At 67.6% G+C, this 17,218-nt stretch carries 21 protein-coding genes; 14 read left to right on the top strand and 7 right to left on the bottom strand.

What is annotated here, in order from left to right:
• Window positions 1-3: 3 nt before the first annotated feature.
• The gene (locus tag ACODRV_RS10910; RefSeq protein ID WP_141627737.1) at window positions 4-582 is read right to left on the bottom strand and encodes a DUF1700 domain-containing protein; all 579 of its coding nucleotides are present in this window, start codon (window positions 580-582) and stop codon (window positions 4-6) included.
• A complete protein-coding gene (locus ACODRV_RS10905) occupies window positions 579-944 on the bottom strand; it encodes a PadR family transcriptional regulator (protein ID WP_488908327.1) in 366 nt (121 codons plus the stop codon). Before ACODRV_RS10905 ends, ACODRV_RS10910 begins: the two co-directional genes overlap by 4 nt.
• Window positions 945-1,189: 245 nt before the next feature.
• On the opposite strand from ACODRV_RS10905, the gene coxB reads away from it, so the two are divergent.
• The 12 genes from coxB to ACODRV_RS10845 all read left to right on the top strand — a co-directional run bounded on the left by coxB (window position 1,190) and on the right by ACODRV_RS10845 (window position 11,681).
• Window positions 1,190-2,170, top strand: a complete 981-nt coding sequence (gene coxB / locus ACODRV_RS10900; RefSeq protein WP_141628385.1) for a cytochrome c oxidase subunit II — start codon at window positions 1,190-1,192, stop codon at window positions 2,168-2,170.
• 23 nt (window positions 2,171-2,193) lie between these two features.
• Entirely contained in the window at window positions 2,194-3,858 is a 1,665-nt protein-coding gene (gene ctaD / locus ACODRV_RS10895) for a cytochrome c oxidase subunit I (RefSeq protein WP_141627735.1), read from the top strand.
• Window positions 3,859-3,930: 72 nt separating this feature from the next.
• Window positions 3,931-4,893: a heme o synthase gene (cyoE, locus tag ACODRV_RS10890; protein ID WP_141627734.1), complete on the top strand. Its 963-nt coding sequence runs from the start codon at window positions 3,931-3,933 to the stop codon at window positions 4,891-4,893.
• Window positions 4,894-4,898: 5 nt separating this feature from the next.
• Window positions 4,899-5,078 (top strand): hypothetical protein, encoded by a 180-nt coding sequence (locus ACODRV_RS10885; protein WP_141627733.1) that lies wholly within the window; start codon window positions 4,899-4,901, stop codon window positions 5,076-5,078.
• Window positions 5,075-5,653, top strand: coding sequence for a cytochrome c oxidase assembly protein (locus tag ACODRV_RS10880; protein WP_141627732.1), 579 nt, complete (start codon window positions 5,075-5,077; stop codon window positions 5,651-5,653). The genes ACODRV_RS10885 and ACODRV_RS10880 overlap by 4 nt, the downstream gene beginning before the upstream one ends.
• Window positions 5,654-5,705: 52 nt before the next feature.
• Window positions 5,706-6,617 carry a cytochrome c oxidase subunit 3 gene (locus tag ACODRV_RS10875; RefSeq protein WP_141627731.1) on the top strand — a complete coding sequence of 304 codons (912 nt, stop codon included), beginning with the start codon at window positions 5,706-5,708 and terminating at the stop codon, window positions 6,615-6,617.
• Window positions 6,614-7,003, top strand: a complete 390-nt coding sequence (locus ACODRV_RS10870; RefSeq protein WP_141627730.1) for a DUF983 domain-containing protein — start codon at window positions 6,614-6,616, stop codon at window positions 7,001-7,003. Before ACODRV_RS10875 ends, ACODRV_RS10870 begins: the two co-directional genes overlap by 4 nt.
• Window positions 6,996-7,724 (top strand): SURF1 family protein, encoded by a 729-nt coding sequence (locus ACODRV_RS10865; protein WP_488908326.1) that lies wholly within the window; start codon window positions 6,996-6,998, stop codon window positions 7,722-7,724. Before ACODRV_RS10870 ends, ACODRV_RS10865 begins: the two co-directional genes overlap by 8 nt.
• A gap of 47 nt (window positions 7,725-7,771) precedes the next feature.
• Entirely contained in the window at window positions 7,772-8,983 is a 1,212-nt protein-coding gene (locus ACODRV_RS10860; RefSeq protein ID WP_488908325.1) for a M16 family metallopeptidase, read from the top strand.
• Between the two features lie 24 nt (window positions 8,984-9,007).
• On the top strand, window positions 9,008-9,598 hold the full coding sequence (locus ACODRV_RS10855) for a GNAT family N-acetyltransferase (RefSeq protein ID WP_488908324.1): 591 nt from the start codon (window positions 9,008-9,010) through the stop codon (window positions 9,596-9,598).
• Between the two features lie 26 nt (window positions 9,599-9,624).
• The gene (locus tag ACODRV_RS10850) at window positions 9,625-11,292 is read left to right on the top strand and encodes a putative bifunctional diguanylate cyclase/phosphodiesterase (protein ID WP_488908323.1); all 1,668 of its coding nucleotides are present in this window, start codon (window positions 9,625-9,627) and stop codon (window positions 11,290-11,292) included.
• Between the two features lie 44 nt (window positions 11,293-11,336).
• On the top strand, window positions 11,337-11,681 hold the full coding sequence (locus tag ACODRV_RS10845) for a hypothetical protein (protein ID WP_141627725.1): 345 nt from the start codon (window positions 11,337-11,339) through the stop codon (window positions 11,679-11,681).
• Here ACODRV_RS10845 and ACODRV_RS10840 read toward each other — a convergent pair.
• Entirely contained in the window at window positions 11,678-12,247 is a 570-nt protein-coding gene (locus ACODRV_RS10840; protein WP_488908322.1) for a YqgE/AlgH family protein, read from the bottom strand. The genes ACODRV_RS10845 and ACODRV_RS10840 overlap by 4 nt on opposite strands.
• Before the next feature lie 127 nt (window positions 12,248-12,374).
• On the opposite strand from ACODRV_RS10840, the gene ACODRV_RS10835 reads away from it, so the two are divergent.
• Complete coding sequence (locus ACODRV_RS10835) at window positions 12,375-12,860, top strand: peroxiredoxin (protein ID WP_141627723.1); 486 nt, start codon at window positions 12,375-12,377, stop codon at window positions 12,858-12,860.
• Window positions 12,861-12,913: 53 nt separating this feature from the next.
• The gene (locus ACODRV_RS10830; protein ID WP_488908321.1) at window positions 12,914-13,357 is read left to right on the top strand and encodes a very short patch repair endonuclease; all 444 of its coding nucleotides are present in this window, start codon (window positions 12,914-12,916) and stop codon (window positions 13,355-13,357) included.
• On the opposite strand, the gene ACODRV_RS10825 is transcribed toward ACODRV_RS10830, so the two are convergent.
• The 4 genes from ACODRV_RS10825 to ACODRV_RS10810 form a co-directional block, all read right to left on the bottom strand.
• Window positions 13,318-15,267, bottom strand: a complete 1,950-nt coding sequence (locus ACODRV_RS10825; protein ID WP_488908320.1) for an ATP-binding protein — start codon at window positions 15,265-15,267, stop codon at window positions 13,318-13,320. The genes ACODRV_RS10830 and ACODRV_RS10825 overlap by 40 nt on opposite strands.
• Window positions 15,268-15,331: 64 nt before the next feature.
• Window positions 15,332-16,369 carry a quinone-dependent dihydroorotate dehydrogenase gene (locus ACODRV_RS10820; protein ID WP_488908319.1) on the bottom strand — a complete coding sequence of 346 codons (1,038 nt, stop codon included), beginning with the start codon at window positions 16,367-16,369 and terminating at the stop codon, window positions 15,332-15,334.
• Complete coding sequence (locus ACODRV_RS10815) at window positions 16,360-16,716, bottom strand: DUF952 domain-containing protein (protein WP_141627720.1); 357 nt, start codon at window positions 16,714-16,716, stop codon at window positions 16,360-16,362. Before ACODRV_RS10815 ends, ACODRV_RS10820 begins: the two co-directional genes overlap by 10 nt.
• Entirely contained in the window at window positions 16,713-17,213 is a 501-nt protein-coding gene (locus ACODRV_RS10810; protein ID WP_488908318.1) for a SixA phosphatase family protein, read from the bottom strand. Before ACODRV_RS10810 ends, ACODRV_RS10815 begins: the two co-directional genes overlap by 4 nt.
• Window positions 17,214-17,218 lie beyond the last annotated feature (5 nt).

Raw genomic sequence — 17,218 nt, 5'->3', positions numbered from 1 at the left:
CCCTCAGGCCTGGTTGTCGGATTGGGCGCCGAGCGCCGGTTTCAGCACGCGGTAGTGCAGGCGGGCGTACCAGACGGTCAGGTCGATCAGCAGCTTGACCACCATGACCATCAGGCCGGTCATGAACACACCCAGCCCCATCAGGCCGACTCCGCCCAGAACGGCCGCCGCGACGCCGCCGGGTCCGTCGAAGAACGGCGCGACGACGGCGAAGACGCCGCCCGAGATGAATATCCCGACACCGCCGATCAGCATGGCGATGACGGAACCGAACAGCGGGGTCACGAGGAAGGTCAGGATGATGATGTCCAGCGCGCCCAGACCGATCAGGCCGAGGACCGCGCCGACCGCGCTCGAAGGGTTCTGCTCCTGCGTCCAGCGACGGGCGCCGGCTTCTGCACGCAGTTCGCGGGACAGACGGGCCGGGTCGCCCAGCGCCTCGGCCACCTCTGCTTCACTGCGCCCGGCGGCGAGGCCGTCGGTGAAGTGCAGGTCGTAGTCGGCGGCGATCTCTGCGGCCGTGGCCATCGGCAGGCCGACGAGGCCCTGTCTCAGCCGGGCCATGAATTCGGCGCGGGTCATTGTTCAGCTCCCTCTTCGCTGGCGACGACGGCGGGAGCCGCCGTGTCGTCCAGAATGGTTTCGACCGCCTGGGCGAAGACGCGCCATTCGGAGCGTTGGGCCTCCAGGGCCGCGCGTCCGGCGTCGGTCAGGCGATAGTATTTGCGCGAAGGTCCCGAGGGCGATTCGACCAGATAGGTCTCTACCTGCCCGTCGGCCTGCATCCGCCGCATCAGCGGATAGATGGTTCCTTCACCCATTCCGATCGCGTCCGACAGGGTCGATGCGATCTCGTAGGCGTAACTTTCGCGCCGGTTCAGAACGGCCAGAACGCACAGCGTCAGGGCCCCCTTCTTCAGCTGGATGTCTATGGTTTCAGGCACATCAAGGTCTCCTGTGATGGCCAAAGGGGTATCGCAAGGTATCTTGCGCTGCAAGGTAGCTGTCAAAACATGGATGCGATTTAATCCGGCGCCCGAACGTCGCGGATGGGTCGGAACGCTTGGCAAGTGAGGGAGGGGGCGATATGGACCGCCCGAAGTGTCGTCGCGGGCTTGAGGCTTGGGGCGGCTGTTTGCGATTGACTCGCAAATGATTGCGACGAAACGGTTTTATGAGGATGTCTCGCATGGGGATGGGCACGCGGGCCCGGGCGCTGATCGGTGGTGGTATCGCCGCCCTGAGCCTGGCCGTTTTCGCCGCTACGCCGGCCTTGGCTTCGGAAGGCGACCGCATGGGTCAGCCGACCCCGGGCGGTATCACGCTGCAACCGGCGGCCTCGCCGCTGAAGGTTGAGGCGCACTTCTTCCATGACTGGATCCTGATGCCGATCATCACCCTGATCGTGCTGCTGGTGCTTGCGCTGCTGATCTGGATCGTCGTTCGCTACAACAAGAAGTCGAACCCGGTTCCCGCCAAGTGGAGCCACAACACCCTGATCGAGGTGATCTGGACGGTTCTGCCGGTCCTGATCCTCGTCGGCATCTCGCTGTTCTCGTTCCGCCTGCTGTTCGCCTACAACAACATGCCGGAGCCGTACCTGACCGTTAAGGCCACCGGCAACCAGTGGAACTGGGGCTATGAGTACCCGGATCAGGGCATCACCGAATACGTCTCGAACATGCTGTCCGAGGAAGAGATCAAGGAACGCGGCATGCCGCACGATCTCTACCGTCTGGCCGCGGACGAACCGATCGTCGTGCCGGTCGGCAAGACCATCCGCGTTCAGGTCACCGCCGCCGACGTGATCCACGCCTTCGCCCTTCCGGCGTTCGGTCTGAAGATCGACGCCGTCCCGGGCCGTCTGAACGAAACCTGGTTCCGCGCCGACCGCGTCGGCACCTTCTACGGCCAGTGCTCGGAGCTGTGCGGCGTCGACCACGCCTTCATGCCGATCGAGATCCGTGTCGTCAGCCAGGCCGAGTTTGAAGCCTGGGTCGCCTCCAAGGGCGGTTCGATGACCCCGAAGGCGCCGGAAGGCGCCGCGGCTCCGGCCGCTGCCCCCGCCGTTGACGCCGCCGCTCCCGCGGACGCCGCCACCACCCCCGCGCCTGCCGCGGCCACGCCTGCCCCGGCCGCGGCTCCCGCCGCTGCCCCGGCCGCCCAGTAACGATCCGCGAGAGCCCCAAAGACATGGCCACCGCAGCCGAAACCATCGCCCACGATCACGACGGTCATCACGACCACAAGCCGGGCTTCTTCACCCGCTGGTTCCTGTCGACGAACCACAAGGACATCGGGACCCTGTACCTGATCTTCGCCATCATGGCGGGGATCGTGGGCGGCGCCCTGTCCGGCCTGATCCGTCTCGAACTGGCCGCCCCGGGCATCCAGTATTTCGTCCCGGGCGGCATCATCGAGCAGCTCGGCCTCGTGGAGGCGTCCAAGCACGGCTACAACGTCACCGTCACGGCGCACGCCCTGATCATGATCTTCTTCATGGTCATGCCCGCCATGATCGGCGGTTTCGGCAACTGGTTCGTTCCGATCATGATCGGCGCGCCGGACATGGCCTTCCCGCGCATGAACAACATCTCGTTCTGGCTGCTGGTTTCGGCCTGGGTGCTGCTGTGCGCCTCGATGTTCGTCGACGGCGGTCCGGGCAAGGGATTCGGCGGCGGCTGGACGATCTATCCGCCGCTCTCGACCTCGGGCCACACCGGGCCGGCGATGGATCTGGCGATCTTCTCGCTGCACGTCGCGGGCGCCTCGTCGATCCTCGGCGCGATCAACTTCATCACCACGATCTTCAACATGCGCGCCCCGGGCATGACCCTGCACCGCATGCCGCTGTTCGCCTGGGCCGTGCTGATCACCGCCTTCCTGCTGCTGCTGTCGCTGCCGGTCCTCGCCGGCGCCATCACCATGCTGCTGTCGGACCGCAACTTCGGCACCTCGTTCTTCAACCCGGCCGGCGGCGGCGACCCCGTCATGTTCCAGCACCTGTTCTGGTTCTTCGGCCACCCCGAGGTGTACATTCTGATCCTGCCGGGCTTCGGCATCGTCTCGCACATTGTCTCGACCTTCTCGAAGAAGCCGGTCTTCGGCTATCTCGCCATGGCCTACGCCATGGTCGCCATCGGCTTCATCGGCTTCATCGTGTGGGCGCACCACATGTACACGGTCGGCATGTCGGTGAACCTGCGCGCCTACTTCGTGGCCGCGACCATGATCATCGCGGTGCCCACGGGCGTTAAGATCTTCTCGTGGATCGCGACGATGTGGGGCGGGTCGATCACCTTCAAGACCCCCATGCTGTGGGCTATCGGCTTCATCTTCCTGTTCACCGTCGGCGGCGTGACCGGCGTGGTCCTGTCGAACGCCGGCATCGACTACAGCCTGCACGACACCTACTACGTCGTGGCGCACTTCCACTACGTGCTGTCGCTGGGCGCAGTCTTCGCCATCTTCGCCGGATTCTACTACTGGTTCGAGAAGATGTTCGGCGTGAAGTACAACGAGTTCCTCGGCTGCCTGCACTTCTGGATCATGTTCGTGGGCGTGAACCTCGTGTTCTTCCCGCAGCACTTCCTCGGCCTGCAGGGCATGCCGCGCCGCTACATCGACTATCCGGACGCGTTCACCCTGTGGAACCACGTCTCGTCGGTCGGCTATGTGATCACGATCATCGGCGTCGCCGTCTTTCTGATCATGCTGCTGGAAGCCGCGATCCGTCGTCGCCCGGGCGTCGCCAATCCGTGGGGCGAAGGCGCCACGACTCTGGAGTGGACGCTCAGCTCGCCTCCGCCGCACCACCAGTTCAACGTGCTGCCGGTGGTCAAAAGCGACGAGCACTAAGACCGGCCTGGCCGGACAGTAACCGGGGGCCGCTCCTGCACAGGAGCGGCCCTCAACCGTTAAGAAGCCTGAATGACCGAACCCGCCGCCCACCCCGCGATCTCCACGGCCCAGCCGGAAGACTTCTTCCAGCTGCTGAAGCCGCGCGTGATGTCGGTCGTGATCTTCACCGCGGTCGTCGGTCTGGTCGTGGCTGATGGCGCGCTGGACTGGATTTCGTCCGCCATCGCGGTGCTGTGCATCGCCGTGGGCGCCGGAGCCGCGGGCGCGTTGAACATGGCTCTGGAAGGCGAGACGGACGCCCTGATGCGGCGGACGCGCGGCCGTCCGGTCGCCGCCGGACGGGTGAAGAAGAACGACGCCATGGCCTTCGGCGTCATCCTGTCGGTCTTCTCGGTCATGCTGCTGGGCATGACGACCAACTGGCTGGCGGGCGGCCTGCTGCTGCTGACCATCCTGTATTACGCCGTCTTCTACACACTGCTGCTGAAGCGCCGGACGCCCCAGAACATCGTCATCGGCGGCGCCGCCGGCGCCTTCCCGCCGGTCATCGGCTGGGCCGCGGCCACAGGCCAGGCGCCCTGGCAGGCCTGGGTGCTGTTCCTGATCATCTTCCTGTGGACGCCGCCGCACAGCTGGGCCCTGGCCCTGTATTCGGCGGGCGACTACGCCAAGGCGGGCATTCCGATGATGCCGGTGGCGCGCGGCGCGAAAAGCACCCGTCTGCAGATCGTCCTGTACACCTTGGTGTTCCTCGTCGCGGCGGTCGCGCCCGGCTTCACCGGCATGGGCGGGATCATCTATCAGGTGGTCTCCATCGTCGGCGGCGCGGGCTTCCTGTTCCTGACGCTGCGGCTGTGGCGGTCACGCGCGGGCGACCAGCCGGACAAGGCGGAGGCCGTGGGGCGAGAGGCCGCATTGTATGACGTCCGCGCCGAGGCCAAACCGGCGCGCAACCTGTTCGCTTTCTCGATCCTGTACCTGATGGCCCTGTTCGCCGCTCTGCTGGTCGAGAGCTTCACTCCGGGACTGTAAGACCCATGCGCCAGCTCACCCCCGAAGAACTCACCGCCCGCAAGAAGCGGAACCTCGCCATCGCCGGCGCCCTGGTCGCCTTCATGGTGATCGTCTTCGGCGTGACGATCCTGAACCTGAAGCGCAATATCGACGCCCGCACCGCGGCCATCGCCGCCGGCGAGCCTGTCGGATACGCCCGATGAAGATGTCCCGGAACGCCGTCGCCATCGCCTGCGTGCTGGGCGTGATGGGGATGACCGGCGCCTCGTTCGCCGCCGTGCCGCTGTATCGCATGTTCTGTCAGGTGACCGGTTTCGACGGCACCGTCAGCCGCGCGGACAAGGCGCCGGACGTCCAGCTGGATCAGACGGTTCTGGTTCGCTTCGACACCAATGTCCGTGAGCTGCCGATGCAGTTCCGCGCCGAGCAGGTCAGCCAGCGCGTCCGAATCGGCGAAACCGGCATGGCCTTCTTCGACGTGACCAATACCTCGAACGAGCCGATCAGCGCCAAGGCGGCCTACAACGTGGTCCCGGAACGCGCCGGTCCCTACTTCCAGAAGCTGCAATGCTTCTGCTTCGACGAGCAGATCATCCAGCCCGGCCAGACCATCAAATTCCCGGTTCAGTACTTCGTCGCGCCTGAAATGGCGACCGATGCGGAGAGCCGGGGTGTGACCGAAATCACCCTCAGCTACACCTTCTATCCGACGTCGCGGTTCCAACAGGCCGCGAACGGCGCCCAAACAGTGGCGCAAGCCACTGGCGCGGCTGGATAGCGGGCGCTATAGCCTGCCCCAATACGACTCTCGACCGTTCCAAGAGACACCGATGGCCGACGCTCACGCGACACCGCACCACGACTACCACCTCGTCAATCCGAGCCCCTGGCCGCTGGCCTCCTCGTTCGCCGTCACTGTCATGATGATCGGCGCCGTCGTCTGGATGAAGGGTCTGGTTCCCGCCGAGACCGCCGGCACGGTCATGGGCGCCCTGTTCGCCAAGGGTGACAAGGCGCTGTTCTTCGCCGGTCTGGCCGGTGTCCTGATCTCGGCGGCCTGCTGGTGGGCGGACGTGGTCAAGGAAAGCCGCGCGGGCGACCACACCCCGGTCGTCCAGCTGGGTCTGCGATACGGCATGATCCTGTTCATCGCTTCGGAAGTGATGTTCTTCGTCGGCTTCTTCTGGATGTTCTTCGAGATGACGCTCTTCAATGAAGCGCGCGCTCACATCCCGGAAGTCGGCGCCTGGGCCGACACCGCCAAGGCCTGGTCGACCTGGCCGCCCAAGGGCATCGAAACCCTGGACGCCTGGCAACTGCCGCTGCTGAACACCCTGATCCTGCTGCTGTCGGGCACCACCGTGACCTGGGCGCACCACGCCCTGGCGCAAGGCGACCGCAAGGCCACCAAGATCGGTCTGGCCATCACCGTCGCCCTCGGCCTGCTGTTCACCGCCGTTCAGGCCTACGAGTACCACCACATCATCCACGAGAACCTCTTCTTCAACGAAGAGGCCATCAACTCGGGCCTGTATGGTTCGATCTTCTTCATGGCGACCGGCTTCCACGGTTTCCACGTCCTGATCGGCACCCTGTTCCTGATCGTCTGCCTGCTGCGTCTGCTGGCCGGCCAGTTCACCCCGCAGAAGCATTTCGGCTTCGAGGCGGCGGCCTGGTACTGGCACTTCGTGGACGTGGTCTGGCTGTTCCTGTTCGCCTTCGTCTACGTCGTCTTCGGGTGACGGAAGGCCCTGCAGGGCAACCACTTAAGCCGGCGCGGATCGACCCGATCCGCGCCGGTCTGCTTTGCCGCTGCCCCAACTGCGGGCAGGGACCGCTCTACGCGGGGTTCCTGAAGGTCGTGGACCGCTGCGAGGCTTGCGGCTTCGACTACAGTCGCCTCAACACGGGTGACGGCGCGGCCATCTTCATCATGCAGATCGCCGGGGGACTGGTGGTGTTCAGCGCCCTGTTCGCCATGATCGCCTGGAACCCGCCCATCTGGCTTCTGCTGGTGATCGCCCTGCCGCTGGTGGCGGGGCTGTCCATCGGACTGATGCGACCCGGCAAGGGTGTCATGATCGCCTTGCAGATGCGCAACAAGGCCGGGCAACACGACCATGTCTGAACCCCGCGCCCGGTTCCCGTGGGGCCTGACGCTGGCCACCGGTGTTGCCCTGGCCCTGCTCTGCGGTCTGGGCAGCTGGCAGGTCCAGCGCCTGCACTGGAAGGAAGGTCTGATCGCCGAGGCTGAAGCCGCCGCCGCCCAGCCGCCGCAACCGCTCGCGGCCGTGCTCGCCGCACAGGCGCCCGAATTCCGTTCCGCGACCCTGACCTGCGCCGGACTGGCCTGGGCCCCCTTTGTGGAGCTCCAGACCGTTCAGGAGGGGCAGATCGGCGTGCGCCTCGTTTCGGCCTGCCGGCCTGACCCTGCCGGTCCGACGTTCCTGATCGACCGCGGCTTCGTCCCCGACACCGTTTCCGCCCGTCCGCCGGTGACCGCGTCCGATACGCCTGTCACCCTGACCGTCGAGGTCCGGCATACGCCGCCGCCCGGCCCGATGGCGGCCCCGTCCAGCGGCCGGCAGTTCTATGCCCGCGACACGCCGACCATGGCGCGCGCCCTGAACGTCGCCGGTCCGGTCGCGGCCGAGACGCTCTACGCCCTGACATCGACCAATCCCGACTGGCCCGCCCTCCAGCCCTCGGCACCGCCCGCGGCCTTCTCCAACAACCATTTCGGCTATGCCCTGACCTGGTTCGGGCTGGCGATCGCCCTGCTGGGCACCTACGTGACGCTGCTTCGGCGCCGGATGAGCGTCCCGACGACTGAAGAGATCTCCACCTGACCACCCTCCACACCCTGTCCAACGGCGTCCGCGTCGTCTGCGATCCGATGCCGGGTCTGCGCACCCTCGCCCTGACCGTCGCCGTAAGGGGCGGGGCCAAGTGGGAAAGCGAGGCGACCTCCGGCTGGTCGCATTGTCTCGAGCATCTTGTGTTCAAGGGCGCCGGCGATATGGGCGCGCGCGAGATCGTGGAGCGGGTCGAGGCCGAGGGCGGCTCCATCAACGCCGCCACTGGCTATGAGCGCACCAGCTTCGAGATCCGGGCGCTCAAGGGCTCGCTGCCGCTGGCCATGCAGGTGCTGTCGGACCTTGTCTTTCGCCCGACCCTCGATCCCGCCGAGATCATCCGCGAGAAGGATGTCGTGGCGCAGGAGATCGCCGAGGCCTTCGACACCCCGGACGACCACGTCTTCGAAATGGCCCAGACGCGGGCTTTCGCGAACCAGCCGCTCGGTCGCCCCATCCTGGGTTCGGTCGCCAGCCTGAAGCCCATCGACAAGTCGACCATCGCCGCGTGGCGCGCGCGCCTGTACTCGCCGGACCGGATGGTGGTTTCGGCCTCGGGCGCCGTGGATGAGGCCGAGCTGCTGGCCCTTGCCGAGCTGTGGTTCGGAGATCAGGTCGCGACCCCGGCCGAGGCGCCCGCCGTGCCCGTGTTCACCGGCGGCGACGCGGCCCTGACCCGCCGGATCGAACAGGCCAACATCGTCTTTGAACTGCCCGCGCCGTCGGCTTTGGACCCGCTCTATCCGGCGAGCCGCCTGATGACCGAAATCCTTGGCGGCGGGATGGCGTCGCGCCTGTTCCAGAGCGCTCGGGAGGAGCGGGGGCTCGCCTACGCAGTCGACGCCTGGCACGAGCCCTATGAGGACGCCGGCGTTCTCGGCATCTACTCCGGCGCCTCGGCCGACCGGGCGGTCGAACTTGCGCAGGTCTGCGCGGCCGAACTGAAGGCGCTGGCCAAGGACGGCCCCACCGCCGCTGAACTTGCGCGCGCCAAGGCCGTGCTGAACGCCGGCCTTTGGATGTCGGACGAAAGCCCGGCGTCGCGCGCCAACCGGGCGGCGGCGCAGGTGCTGATCTATGGCGCGCCGCTGGCTTCTCAGACAATGGCGGATCGGGTGCTGCTCCAGAGCGCCGCTGATGTCCGCGCCGCCGCGCTGGCCTGTCTGGCGCCTGGTCTCGCCGCCACGGCGGTGCTGGGCCCGAAGGCGGCGGCTCCGGCGGGCGCGGCCTTCCGCCACGCCCTGTTCGGCTGATCCTCGCAGGACTATTCTGGCCCCATGGCGCTTCTGGACTGGATCAGTGACGCGGGCGGACCGGTCGTGGAGGGGCAGGGCGTCATCTTGCGCACGCCCCGGGCCTCCGACCACGAGGCCTGGGCGGCGCTGCGTCAGGAATCCTATGCCTACCTCCAGCCGTGGGAGCCGACCTGGCCCGAGGACGATCTGACCCGCGCGGCCTACCGTCGGCGGCTGTCGATCTACCAGCGCGAACTCGACGCCGGGAACGCCTGGCCCTTCTTCATCTTCCTCGATCACGGGCGGACGCTCGTGGGCGCGATCACCTTGTCGAACGTCCGGCGCGGCGTCGCCGAGACCGGCACCATCGGCTACTGGATCGCCAGCCGGTTCGCGGGCCAGGGACTCGCGACGGCGGCTGTGCGGGCGATCAGTGACTACGCCTTCACCGAGTTGAAGCTGCACCGGGTCGAGGCGTCCTGCGTTCCGCACAACGCCGCTTCCCGCCGCGTGCTGGAAAAGGCGGGTTTCGAGCTTGAAGGCCGGGCACGGGCTTATCTCAAAATTAACGGCGCTTGGGCAGATCATCTCCTGTTCGGCCGTGTGAATGACGGGACTGGACGCGCCGGCTGACGCCGTGCATCGGAGAACCGCGGCGCGTGAACACTCGCTCCAGAAGTCTGGCCTGGGATGCGACGACGGCCATTGAGGCGTTGGCGGCGGCGGACACCGCCCTGTGGATCTGGACCCCCGCCGATGATCAGATGCGGTTCACCGGCGCCACCCGCGCCCTCGGACTTGGCCCGCTGGCCCCCGAATGCTCGGGCGCGGCCTTCACCGCGGTGGCCATTCCGCAGGATCGCGCCCTTGCCGAAAAGATTCTGAAGCCGCAGGAGGAGGGGACCGAGGTCGCCGTTCGCCTGCGCATGCGTGACGCCGAAACCTGTATCTGGCGTGGCGTCTGGCTCGAGGACGGCCTGCGCGCCGCCGGTGTCGTGGCGCTGGAGACCAAGTTCGCCGCCTCCCACCGGGACAATCTGACCGGCCTTCTGGACCGCCGCACCTTCCTTGTCCGCGCGGGCGAGGCCCTGACCCAATCCGGCGAGTTCGAACTGGTGGTGGCCGACGTCGACCGCCTGCGTCGCCTGAACGAGGCCCTGGGCCACGAGCGGGCTGATCTGGTGCTGGCCGCGCTGGGCTCGCGCCTGAACGCCGCCTTCCCGCATGGCTCGAACGCCGCCCGCATCGGCGAGGACGAGTTCGCCATCCTCGTTCCGCGTGAGACCTCGGTGGCCTCCGAGCGCCTGCGCGAGGCGCTGGAGCAGCCCCTGCGTGTCGCGGGCTTCGACATCTATCCGACGGTCTCCATCGGCGCTGTGACGGTCGAGGGCGGTCCGGACGCCGCTGATCCCGCCGAGCTGCTGCGCCGGGTCGAACTGGCGGTGGAGCAGGCCAAGACCGCCGGTCGCGGCGGCATCGCCGCCTATGGCCGTGCGCTGGAGAGCGACAGCCTGTCCCGCCTCGCGCTTGAGGCGGACCTGCGAAACGCCTTCGTGCGCGGCGAGATCGAGCCCTTCTACCAGCCGATCGTGAACCTCAATACCGGCGCGGTGGCCGGGTTCGAGGCCCTCGCCCGCTGGCGTCACCCCAAGCGCGGCATGGTCCCGCCGGACGAGTTTCTGGGTCTGGCCGACGAGATGGGCCTGATGAACGATCTGGGCCTGCTGATGATGCGCGCCTCGGCCCGTCAGTTGGCCGAATGGCTGGCCCGGCACCCGTCGGCGGGCAAGCTGTTCTGCAGCGTCAACCTGTCGGTCGGCGAGATCGAGCGGGCCAATCTGGTCGAGGATGTCGAACGCATCATTTCCGAAGCCGGCCTGCCCAAGGGCGCGCTGAAGCTGGAAGTGACCGAAGGCGACATCATGCGCGACACCACCCGCGCCGCCGAGACCCTGAAGAAGCTCCGCGACGTCGGCGCGTCGCTGGCGCTGGACGACTTCGGCACCGGCTTCTCCTCGCTCAGCTATCTGGCTAAGCTGCCGTTCGATACGCTGAAAATCGACCGCTACTTCGTTCTGACGATGGACAAGGACGAGGGGTCGGCCAAGATCGTCAAATCGGTCGTCAACCTGGGCCGTGATCTTTCGCTGGAAGTCGTCGCCGAGGGCGTCGAGAACGCCAGCCTCGCCAAGCTCCTGCTCGACGCCCAGTGCCACTACGGACAGGGCTTCGGCTACGCCCAGGCCCTGCCCGCGCAGGAGGCCGAGGTCTATCTGAACGAGTCCCTTGCCGACGGCTCGGCGCCGATCAAGGCGCGCTCCGCGTGAGCCCTGAAGATTACTGGCGTGAGCGTCCGGTCGGACGAGCGGTGATGTACGTGATGATCGTAGTCGCGTTGTTGGGGCCCCCGGTTCTGCTGTGGATCTATCAAGGCGGCAACCGGGTGGAGGCCGTGCTCCGGGAACGGGCACATCTCTCCGCCGAGGATCAGCTTGAACTGGTCAACACCGGCGCCTTTCTGCGGGACGATGGTCGGGCTGACAGGGGAAGCCGACTGTGGTGCGGCCGGGTGAATGGTGATCCCACGCGTGGCGTGGCGGCTCTCGAAAGCCGGGGCCGGGCGGGCCGCATCGATTTCACGGGATCGGCGCTGGCCTGGGCGCCGCGTTCAGATCGTGAGCGCCGGATGATCGTCCAGTGCCGGGAGCGGCTCTAGGCTCGCCCGCCGTGTCCTGACAGCTGCCCGGGATCGACGCCCAGCGTCGCCACCGCCCGGCTCCATTTGCTGTCATAATCGGTGTCGAAGATCAGGGCCGGATCGGCGTCGGCGGTCAACCAGACATTCCCGACCAGTTCGTCCTCCAGCTGGCCGTCGCCCCAACCGGCATAGCCCAGCATCAGCACCGACTTCCGCGGCCCTTCGAAGGGATCGACCATGGCCGCCAGCGCCTCGCGGGTGCCGGTCATCGCCAGTCCCTCGCCGAAGGGCATGGACGCGTCCTCGATCAGCCAGTCGTTGGTGTGCAGCACGAAGCCTCGCTCACGCTCCACCGGGCCGCCCACCAGCACCTTGCGGCTCGAGGCCGAGTCCGGCGCGGGGGTGTCCAGCTTGTCCAGCACCGCCTTCAGGTCCACGCCCGGCGCGGGGCGGTCCAGCCGCAGGCCCATCGCGTGGTCCGGGCCGTGGGCGCAGACCAGGATCACCGCATGTTCGAACCGGTCGTCATTGATGCCCGGCATGGCCACCAGCAGCCGTCCGACGAGGGATTGGAAGTCGTCCATGCCCTTATCATCGGTACGCGGGCCGGGCGGCGCAAGGATGCGCGGCGACGCAGGTGTTGGCGGGACCTTCGGCAACGCCTATCTGGTCCGGGAGTTAGATCCTCACATTCCATTTTCGGAGCCTGCCATGACCGTTCAGATCGGTGACCGCATCCCCTCGGCCAACCTGACCCGCGCCACCGACGACGGCCCCAAGCCGGTTTCGACGGACGACATCTTCGCCGGCAAGACCGTGGCCCTGTTCGCCGTGCCCGGCGCCTTCACCCCGACCTGCTCGGCCCGCCACCTCCCGGGCTTCAAGGACAATCGCGAAGCTCTGGCTGAGAAGGGCGTGGACACCATCGCCTGCGTCTCCGTGAACGACGCCTTCGTCATGGGCGCCTGGGCTGACAGCCAGGGCATCGGCAAGGACGACATCCTGATGCTGGCCGACGGCAACGGCGACTTCACCCGCCAGATCGGCCTCTCGCTCGACGCGAAGGGCTTCGGCATGGGCGAGCGCTCGCAGCGCTATTCGATGCTGGTCAAGGACGGCGTCGTCGAGCAGCTGAACATCGAGCAGGGCGGCGAGTTCAAGGTCTCGTCGGCCGAGCACCTGCTGGCGCAGCTCTAAGCTGGCGCTATCGCTGGTGACGCGGTCACTCGCTGCATGAGCGCGGTCCAGCTGTGACCGACGTCTTCACCCCGGAAAAGCGCAGCGCCGTCATGCGGCGCGTGAAGGGGAAGGACACCTCGCCCGAACTGGCCGTGCGCCGCATTCTGCGCACGGCCGGGATCGGTTACCGGCTGGGCGGCGCGGGACTGCCCGGACGACCGGATATCGTAATGAAGGGGCGGCGCACCGTCGTCCTGGTCCACGGCTGTTTCTGGCACGGCCACGACTGCCCGCGCGGGGCGCGACAACCAAAGGCGAACGCGAACTACTGGATCGCCAAGATCGACCGCAATCGCGCCCGCGACCTGGCCAACGCACAGGCCCTTCAGGCCGCCGGATGGCGCGTCATCACGGTCTGGGAGTGCGCGATGAAGGCGGCGGATTTCCCTGAGCGCCTCCTGACGGCGGTGCGCGGTCAGGCGACCGCCGTCTCCATGTCTTCCACGCCCGTCTGATCCTCGGCCATGGTCATCACATGGGTGATGGCGCCCAGCAGCATCGGCGGGGTGATCGGCTTGGGCACGAAATAGGTCATGCCCGCCGCGGTGCAGGCGGCGATGTCTTCCGGCGCCGTGTCGGCGGTGACGGCGATAACGGGGACATGAGCGTTCGGGCCGCTTCCGGCGCGAATGCGCCTGGTCGTCTCGCGACCGTCCAGTTCGGGCATCCGCACGTCCATGAAGATCAGATCGAAGGCGGTCTGCTCGCAAATCTTCAGCGCCGCCATGCCGTCCGCCGCGGTGGCGATGTCACAGCCCAGCGGCTGCAGGATCAACTGGATGGCGCGGCGGTTGATGTCATGGTCATCGACCACCAGCACCCGCATCGGGCGGCCCTCGTCCTCGTCTTCGACGGCGTCCTCGACGACGGCGGGCGCGGGCCCGGCGGCTTCCATCACCGGGGCAGGCGTCGGGGCAGGCCGGGGCGCGGGCGTCAGTGCGACAGGCCCCGCGCCGGCGTCCCGATCAGACAGAACGCGGGCGACGGCGTCGCGGCTTTCCTGATCCAGTCCGGGCGTGACGGCCTGGGTCATCTCGCCGGGTTGCAGGCGCAGGGCCAGGGTGAAGTGGGCGCCTTCGCCGGGACGGCTGCGCGCGGTCAGGCGGCCGCCCATCAGGTCGGCCAGTTGCTTGCTGATCGACAGCCCCAGACCCGTGCCGCCGTGACGGGCGCTGACGCCGTCCTGGGTCTGGTCGAACGGCGTGAACAGGCGCGCCACCTGGGCGGCGTTCATGCCCGGGCCGGTGTCAGATATTTCGATCAGGATGGCGTGGCCGACCGGCTCGTCCAGCCAGCTTTGCAGCCGCACCGTGATGGCGCCGGTCGAGGTGAACTTCACGGCGTTGGAGATCAGATTGTTGAGAACCTGGCGTAGGCGCATCGGGTCGCCGCGCACCGCGGCCGGAATGGTCGCCGCGCCTTCGACGCGGAACTTCACGCCCTTGGCGCGCACCGGGGCGCGCCACAGGCGAACGGTCTGGTTCAGCAGTTCGCGCAGGTCGAAGTCCACGGCGTCCACCGTCATATGCCCGGCTTCGAGCTTGGCATGGTCCAGCAGATCGTCCAGCAGGGCCTTCATCATCACGCCCGCGTCGTTGATCAGTCGGGCCTGACTGCGGGCGGCGCCGTCGGCGGCGCCGCGCTCCAGCTCGGCCGCGCCGGTCAGGATGGCGCTGATCGGGGTGCGCAGGTCATGGCCGACCGTGGCCAGGAAGGCGCTGCGGCCCTCCATGATGCGAACGGCGTCGACCCGCTTCTGTTCGGCTTCGATCCGGGCGGCGCTCTCGGCCGTGCGGGCGTCGTTCATGCGCTTCCAGGTCGACAGGCAGTAGGTGATGAAGACGCCCACCGCGATCGCCGCGGCCGAAACAAAGCCCGTCGAGCCCCCGAATAGGGCCATGTAGAAGGGGATGGAGGTCAGATAGAGGAACTGTGGCGTGACGGTCAGGAGCAGCACCCGCATTGAACGCGGCGCATTGATCATCGAATAAATGGCGCCGGCCGACAGCAGCATGGCCGCGCTGATGCCGCCCATCGGACCGCCGACCAGCCACAGCGGAACTGAAAGACTGCCGAAATAGCTTGCGTTCAGGACCAGCATGACGTCGCCCAGCAGGGCGCGCAGCCCCGTCAGCTTCTGCGCGCGACCGGCCAGAACGGGGGAAAAGGTCCACAGGTCGACGCCCTGGATCACGAAATAGCCTATCACCCACAGGACGCTCAGCTCCCAGCCGATCAGGGGGCTGAAGACCAGGGCGCTGGCCGCGGCCATGCCGAGCCGCTGCAGCAGCGCCTTGCGGCGCTGGTGAATGGCGACGACCCACGGATCGGTCATCGGCGTGATGGCGGCACTGGCGTTCGCCATGCGTCTCCCCGGAAATGGCGTCTTCGCCGTTCGGGGATCATGCCGCGTTGGCCCTAACGCTCCGTCAACGGGCGGTTCCGACCGCTTCCGACACTGTGGAGAACCCTTCGGCGCGCAGCCGTTCGGCCAGTTCGCGCTTGATGCGGGAAACCAGTCCGGGGCCCTCGTAAATCAGCGCCGAATAAATCTGGATCGCGGAAGCGCCCGCCCGGATACGCGCCCAGGCTTCCTCGCCGCTGTCGATGCCCCCGACCGCGATCAGCGGCAGGCGTCCCGCCGAGGCGTCGGCGGCGGCGCGCAAGGCATCCCGCGCGCGAGCCTTCAGCGGTACGCCGGACAGGCCGCCGGCCTCGCCGCGATCCGGCGCGCGCAGGCTCTCCGGGCGGTCCAGCGTTGTGTTGGACACGATCAGGGCGTCCAGTCCGTGATCCAGACTGGCCTCGACGATCATACGGATCTCGCCGGCGGTCAGGTCCGGCGCGATCTTCAGGAAAACGGGCGTCGGGTCGTCGCCTCGCGCCTCCGCCAGACGGCCCAGAAGGTCGTCCAGCGCCGCGCGGCCCTGCAAGGCCCGCAGGCCCGGGGTGTTCGGCGAGGAGACATTGACGGTGACGTAATCGGCCAGTCCCTTCAGGCGGATCAGGCCTTTCACATAGTCCGCCGCCTTGTCCTCGGTGTCCTTGTTGGCGCCGAGATTGGCCCCGATCACCGCCGTCGTCGGACGTCCCGACAGACGGCCGGCGAAGGCGTCCAGCCCGGCGTTGTTGAACCCCATCCGGTTGATGATCGCCCGGTCTTCATACAGGCGGAAGAGACGCGGCTTCGGATTGCCCGGCTGCGCCAGCGGGGTGACAGAGCCACACTCCACGAAGCCGAAACCCAGCCGGGCGAGGCCGTGCAGGGCCTCGCCGTTCTTGTCCAGACCAGCGGCAAGCCCCACCGGGTTCGGCAGGTCCAGTCGGCCCACGCGCGCGCGCAGAACCGGATCGTCCGTAGGCGGAGCGGGCAGGGGGGTGACCTGCAAGGCCTTGATCGCCAGTTGGTGCGCCGTCTCCGGATCGAGGGTCCGCAGCAGGGCCGCGCCGATGTCGGTCAGGCCCATCCGATGGCTCCATCGTCGAAATGCATGACGCCGTCCGCATCGACCGAAAGGGAGCGCTCCTCGCGCGCCGCGCTCACGGGCAGGGGGGCGAACAGATGCGGGAACAGGTCGCCACCACGTGACGCTTCCCATTTCAGCGATTCGCCCAGCACCGTCAGGTCCACCGCCACCAGCAGCAGGTCGCCGCGCCCCGCATAGTGGCGGCGCGCCGTTTCGGCCAACTGGGCGCCGCTCGACATGTGGATGTAGCCGTCCTTCAGATCGACGGCGGAACCGGCATAGGCGCCATCCAGGCGGGCCAATTCCCACTCGTCGCGGTCCACCAGCTTGTAGGCGATGTCGCTCATCCGGCGAGGTCCCGCGGCTGGAGGTAGCCCTCGAAGGTGCAGCGTCCGGCCACATCGACCGTGAACAGCGCGGCGGAGCCCGGCGGGAAGCCGCCGCTCATCCGATCCAGTATCGACGGCGAGGCGGCGCTCTCGACCAGATACTCGACGGCCAGCAGGTGAACGCCCGGATTGTGCGCCAGCACCAGCAGCGTTCCGGCCTCGTCCTCCACCGCCTCGATGGCCCGGCGCAGGGTGTCGGCGGAGCCGTTGTACAGGGGCTCGTCGCCCCGCACCTCGACATCACCCATGGCGTCATGGACCAGATCCCAGGTCTGCTGCGTGCGGCTGGCGGGCGAGACCAGCGCCAGATCAGGACGCACGCCCTTCGCGGCCAGCGCCCGGCCCATGGCGGCGGCGTCGGCGCGTCCGCGCGCCGACAGGTCGCGGTCGCGATCACGGCCGGAATCGCTCGCCCGCTCGGCCTCCGCGTGGCGCATCAGGATCAGTCTTTGCATGGCCC

The organism is Brevundimonas sp. FG8, assembly GCF_057808845.1.
This window is presented reverse-complemented; position numbering and strand designations above follow the sequence as displayed.

Bases quoted from the DNA above. Each gene is read 5' to 3' on its own strand.
- ACODRV_RS10910 (WP_141627737.1), bottom strand. From the start codon at position 582: ATGACCCGCGCCGAATTCATGGCCCGGCTGAGACAGGGCCTCGTCGGC.
- coxB (WP_141628385.1), top strand. From the start codon at position 1,190: ATGGGGATGGGCACGCGGGCCCGGGCGCTGATCGGTGGTGGTATCGCC.
- ctaD (WP_141627735.1), top strand. From the start codon at position 2,194: ATGGCCACCGCAGCCGAAACCATCGCCCACGATCACGACGGTCATCAC.
- cyoE (WP_141627734.1), top strand. From the start codon at position 3,931: ATGACCGAACCCGCCGCCCACCCCGCGATCTCCACGGCCCAGCCGGAA.
- ACODRV_RS10885 (WP_141627733.1), top strand. From the start codon at position 4,899: ATGCGCCAGCTCACCCCCGAAGAACTCACCGCCCGCAAGAAGCGGAAC.
- ACODRV_RS10880 (WP_141627732.1), top strand. From the start codon at position 5,075: ATGAAGATGTCCCGGAACGCCGTCGCCATCGCCTGCGTGCTGGGCGTG.
- ACODRV_RS10875 (WP_141627731.1), top strand. From the start codon at position 5,706: ATGGCCGACGCTCACGCGACACCGCACCACGACTACCACCTCGTCAAT.
- ACODRV_RS10865 (WP_488908326.1), top strand. From the start codon at position 6,996: ATGTCTGAACCCCGCGCCCGGTTCCCGTGGGGCCTGACGCTGGCCACC.
- ACODRV_RS10860 (WP_488908325.1), top strand. From the start codon at position 7,772: ATGCCGGGTCTGCGCACCCTCGCCCTGACCGTCGCCGTAAGGGGCGGG.
- ACODRV_RS10855 (WP_488908324.1), top strand. From the start codon at position 9,008: ATGGCGCTTCTGGACTGGATCAGTGACGCGGGCGGACCGGTCGTGGAG.
- ACODRV_RS10845 (WP_141627725.1), top strand. From the start codon at position 11,337: ATGTACGTGATGATCGTAGTCGCGTTGTTGGGGCCCCCGGTTCTGCTG.
- ACODRV_RS10840 (WP_488908322.1), bottom strand. From the start codon at position 12,247: ATGGACGACTTCCAATCCCTCGTCGGACGGCTGCTGGTGGCCATGCCG.
- ACODRV_RS10835 (WP_141627723.1), top strand. From the start codon at position 12,375: ATGACCGTTCAGATCGGTGACCGCATCCCCTCGGCCAACCTGACCCGC.
- ACODRV_RS10825 (WP_488908320.1), bottom strand. From the start codon at position 15,267: ATGGCGAACGCCAGTGCCGCCATCACGCCGATGACCGATCCGTGGGTC.
- ACODRV_RS10820 (WP_488908319.1), bottom strand. From the start codon at position 16,369: ATGGGCCTGACCGACATCGGCGCGGCCCTGCTGCGGACCCTCGATCCG.
- ACODRV_RS10815 (WP_141627720.1), bottom strand. From the start codon at position 16,716: ATGAGCGACATCGCCTACAAGCTGGTGGACCGCGACGAGTGGGAATTG.
- ACODRV_RS10810 (WP_488908318.1), bottom strand. From the start codon at position 17,213: ATGCAAAGACTGATCCTGATGCGCCACGCGGAGGCCGAGCGGGCGAGC.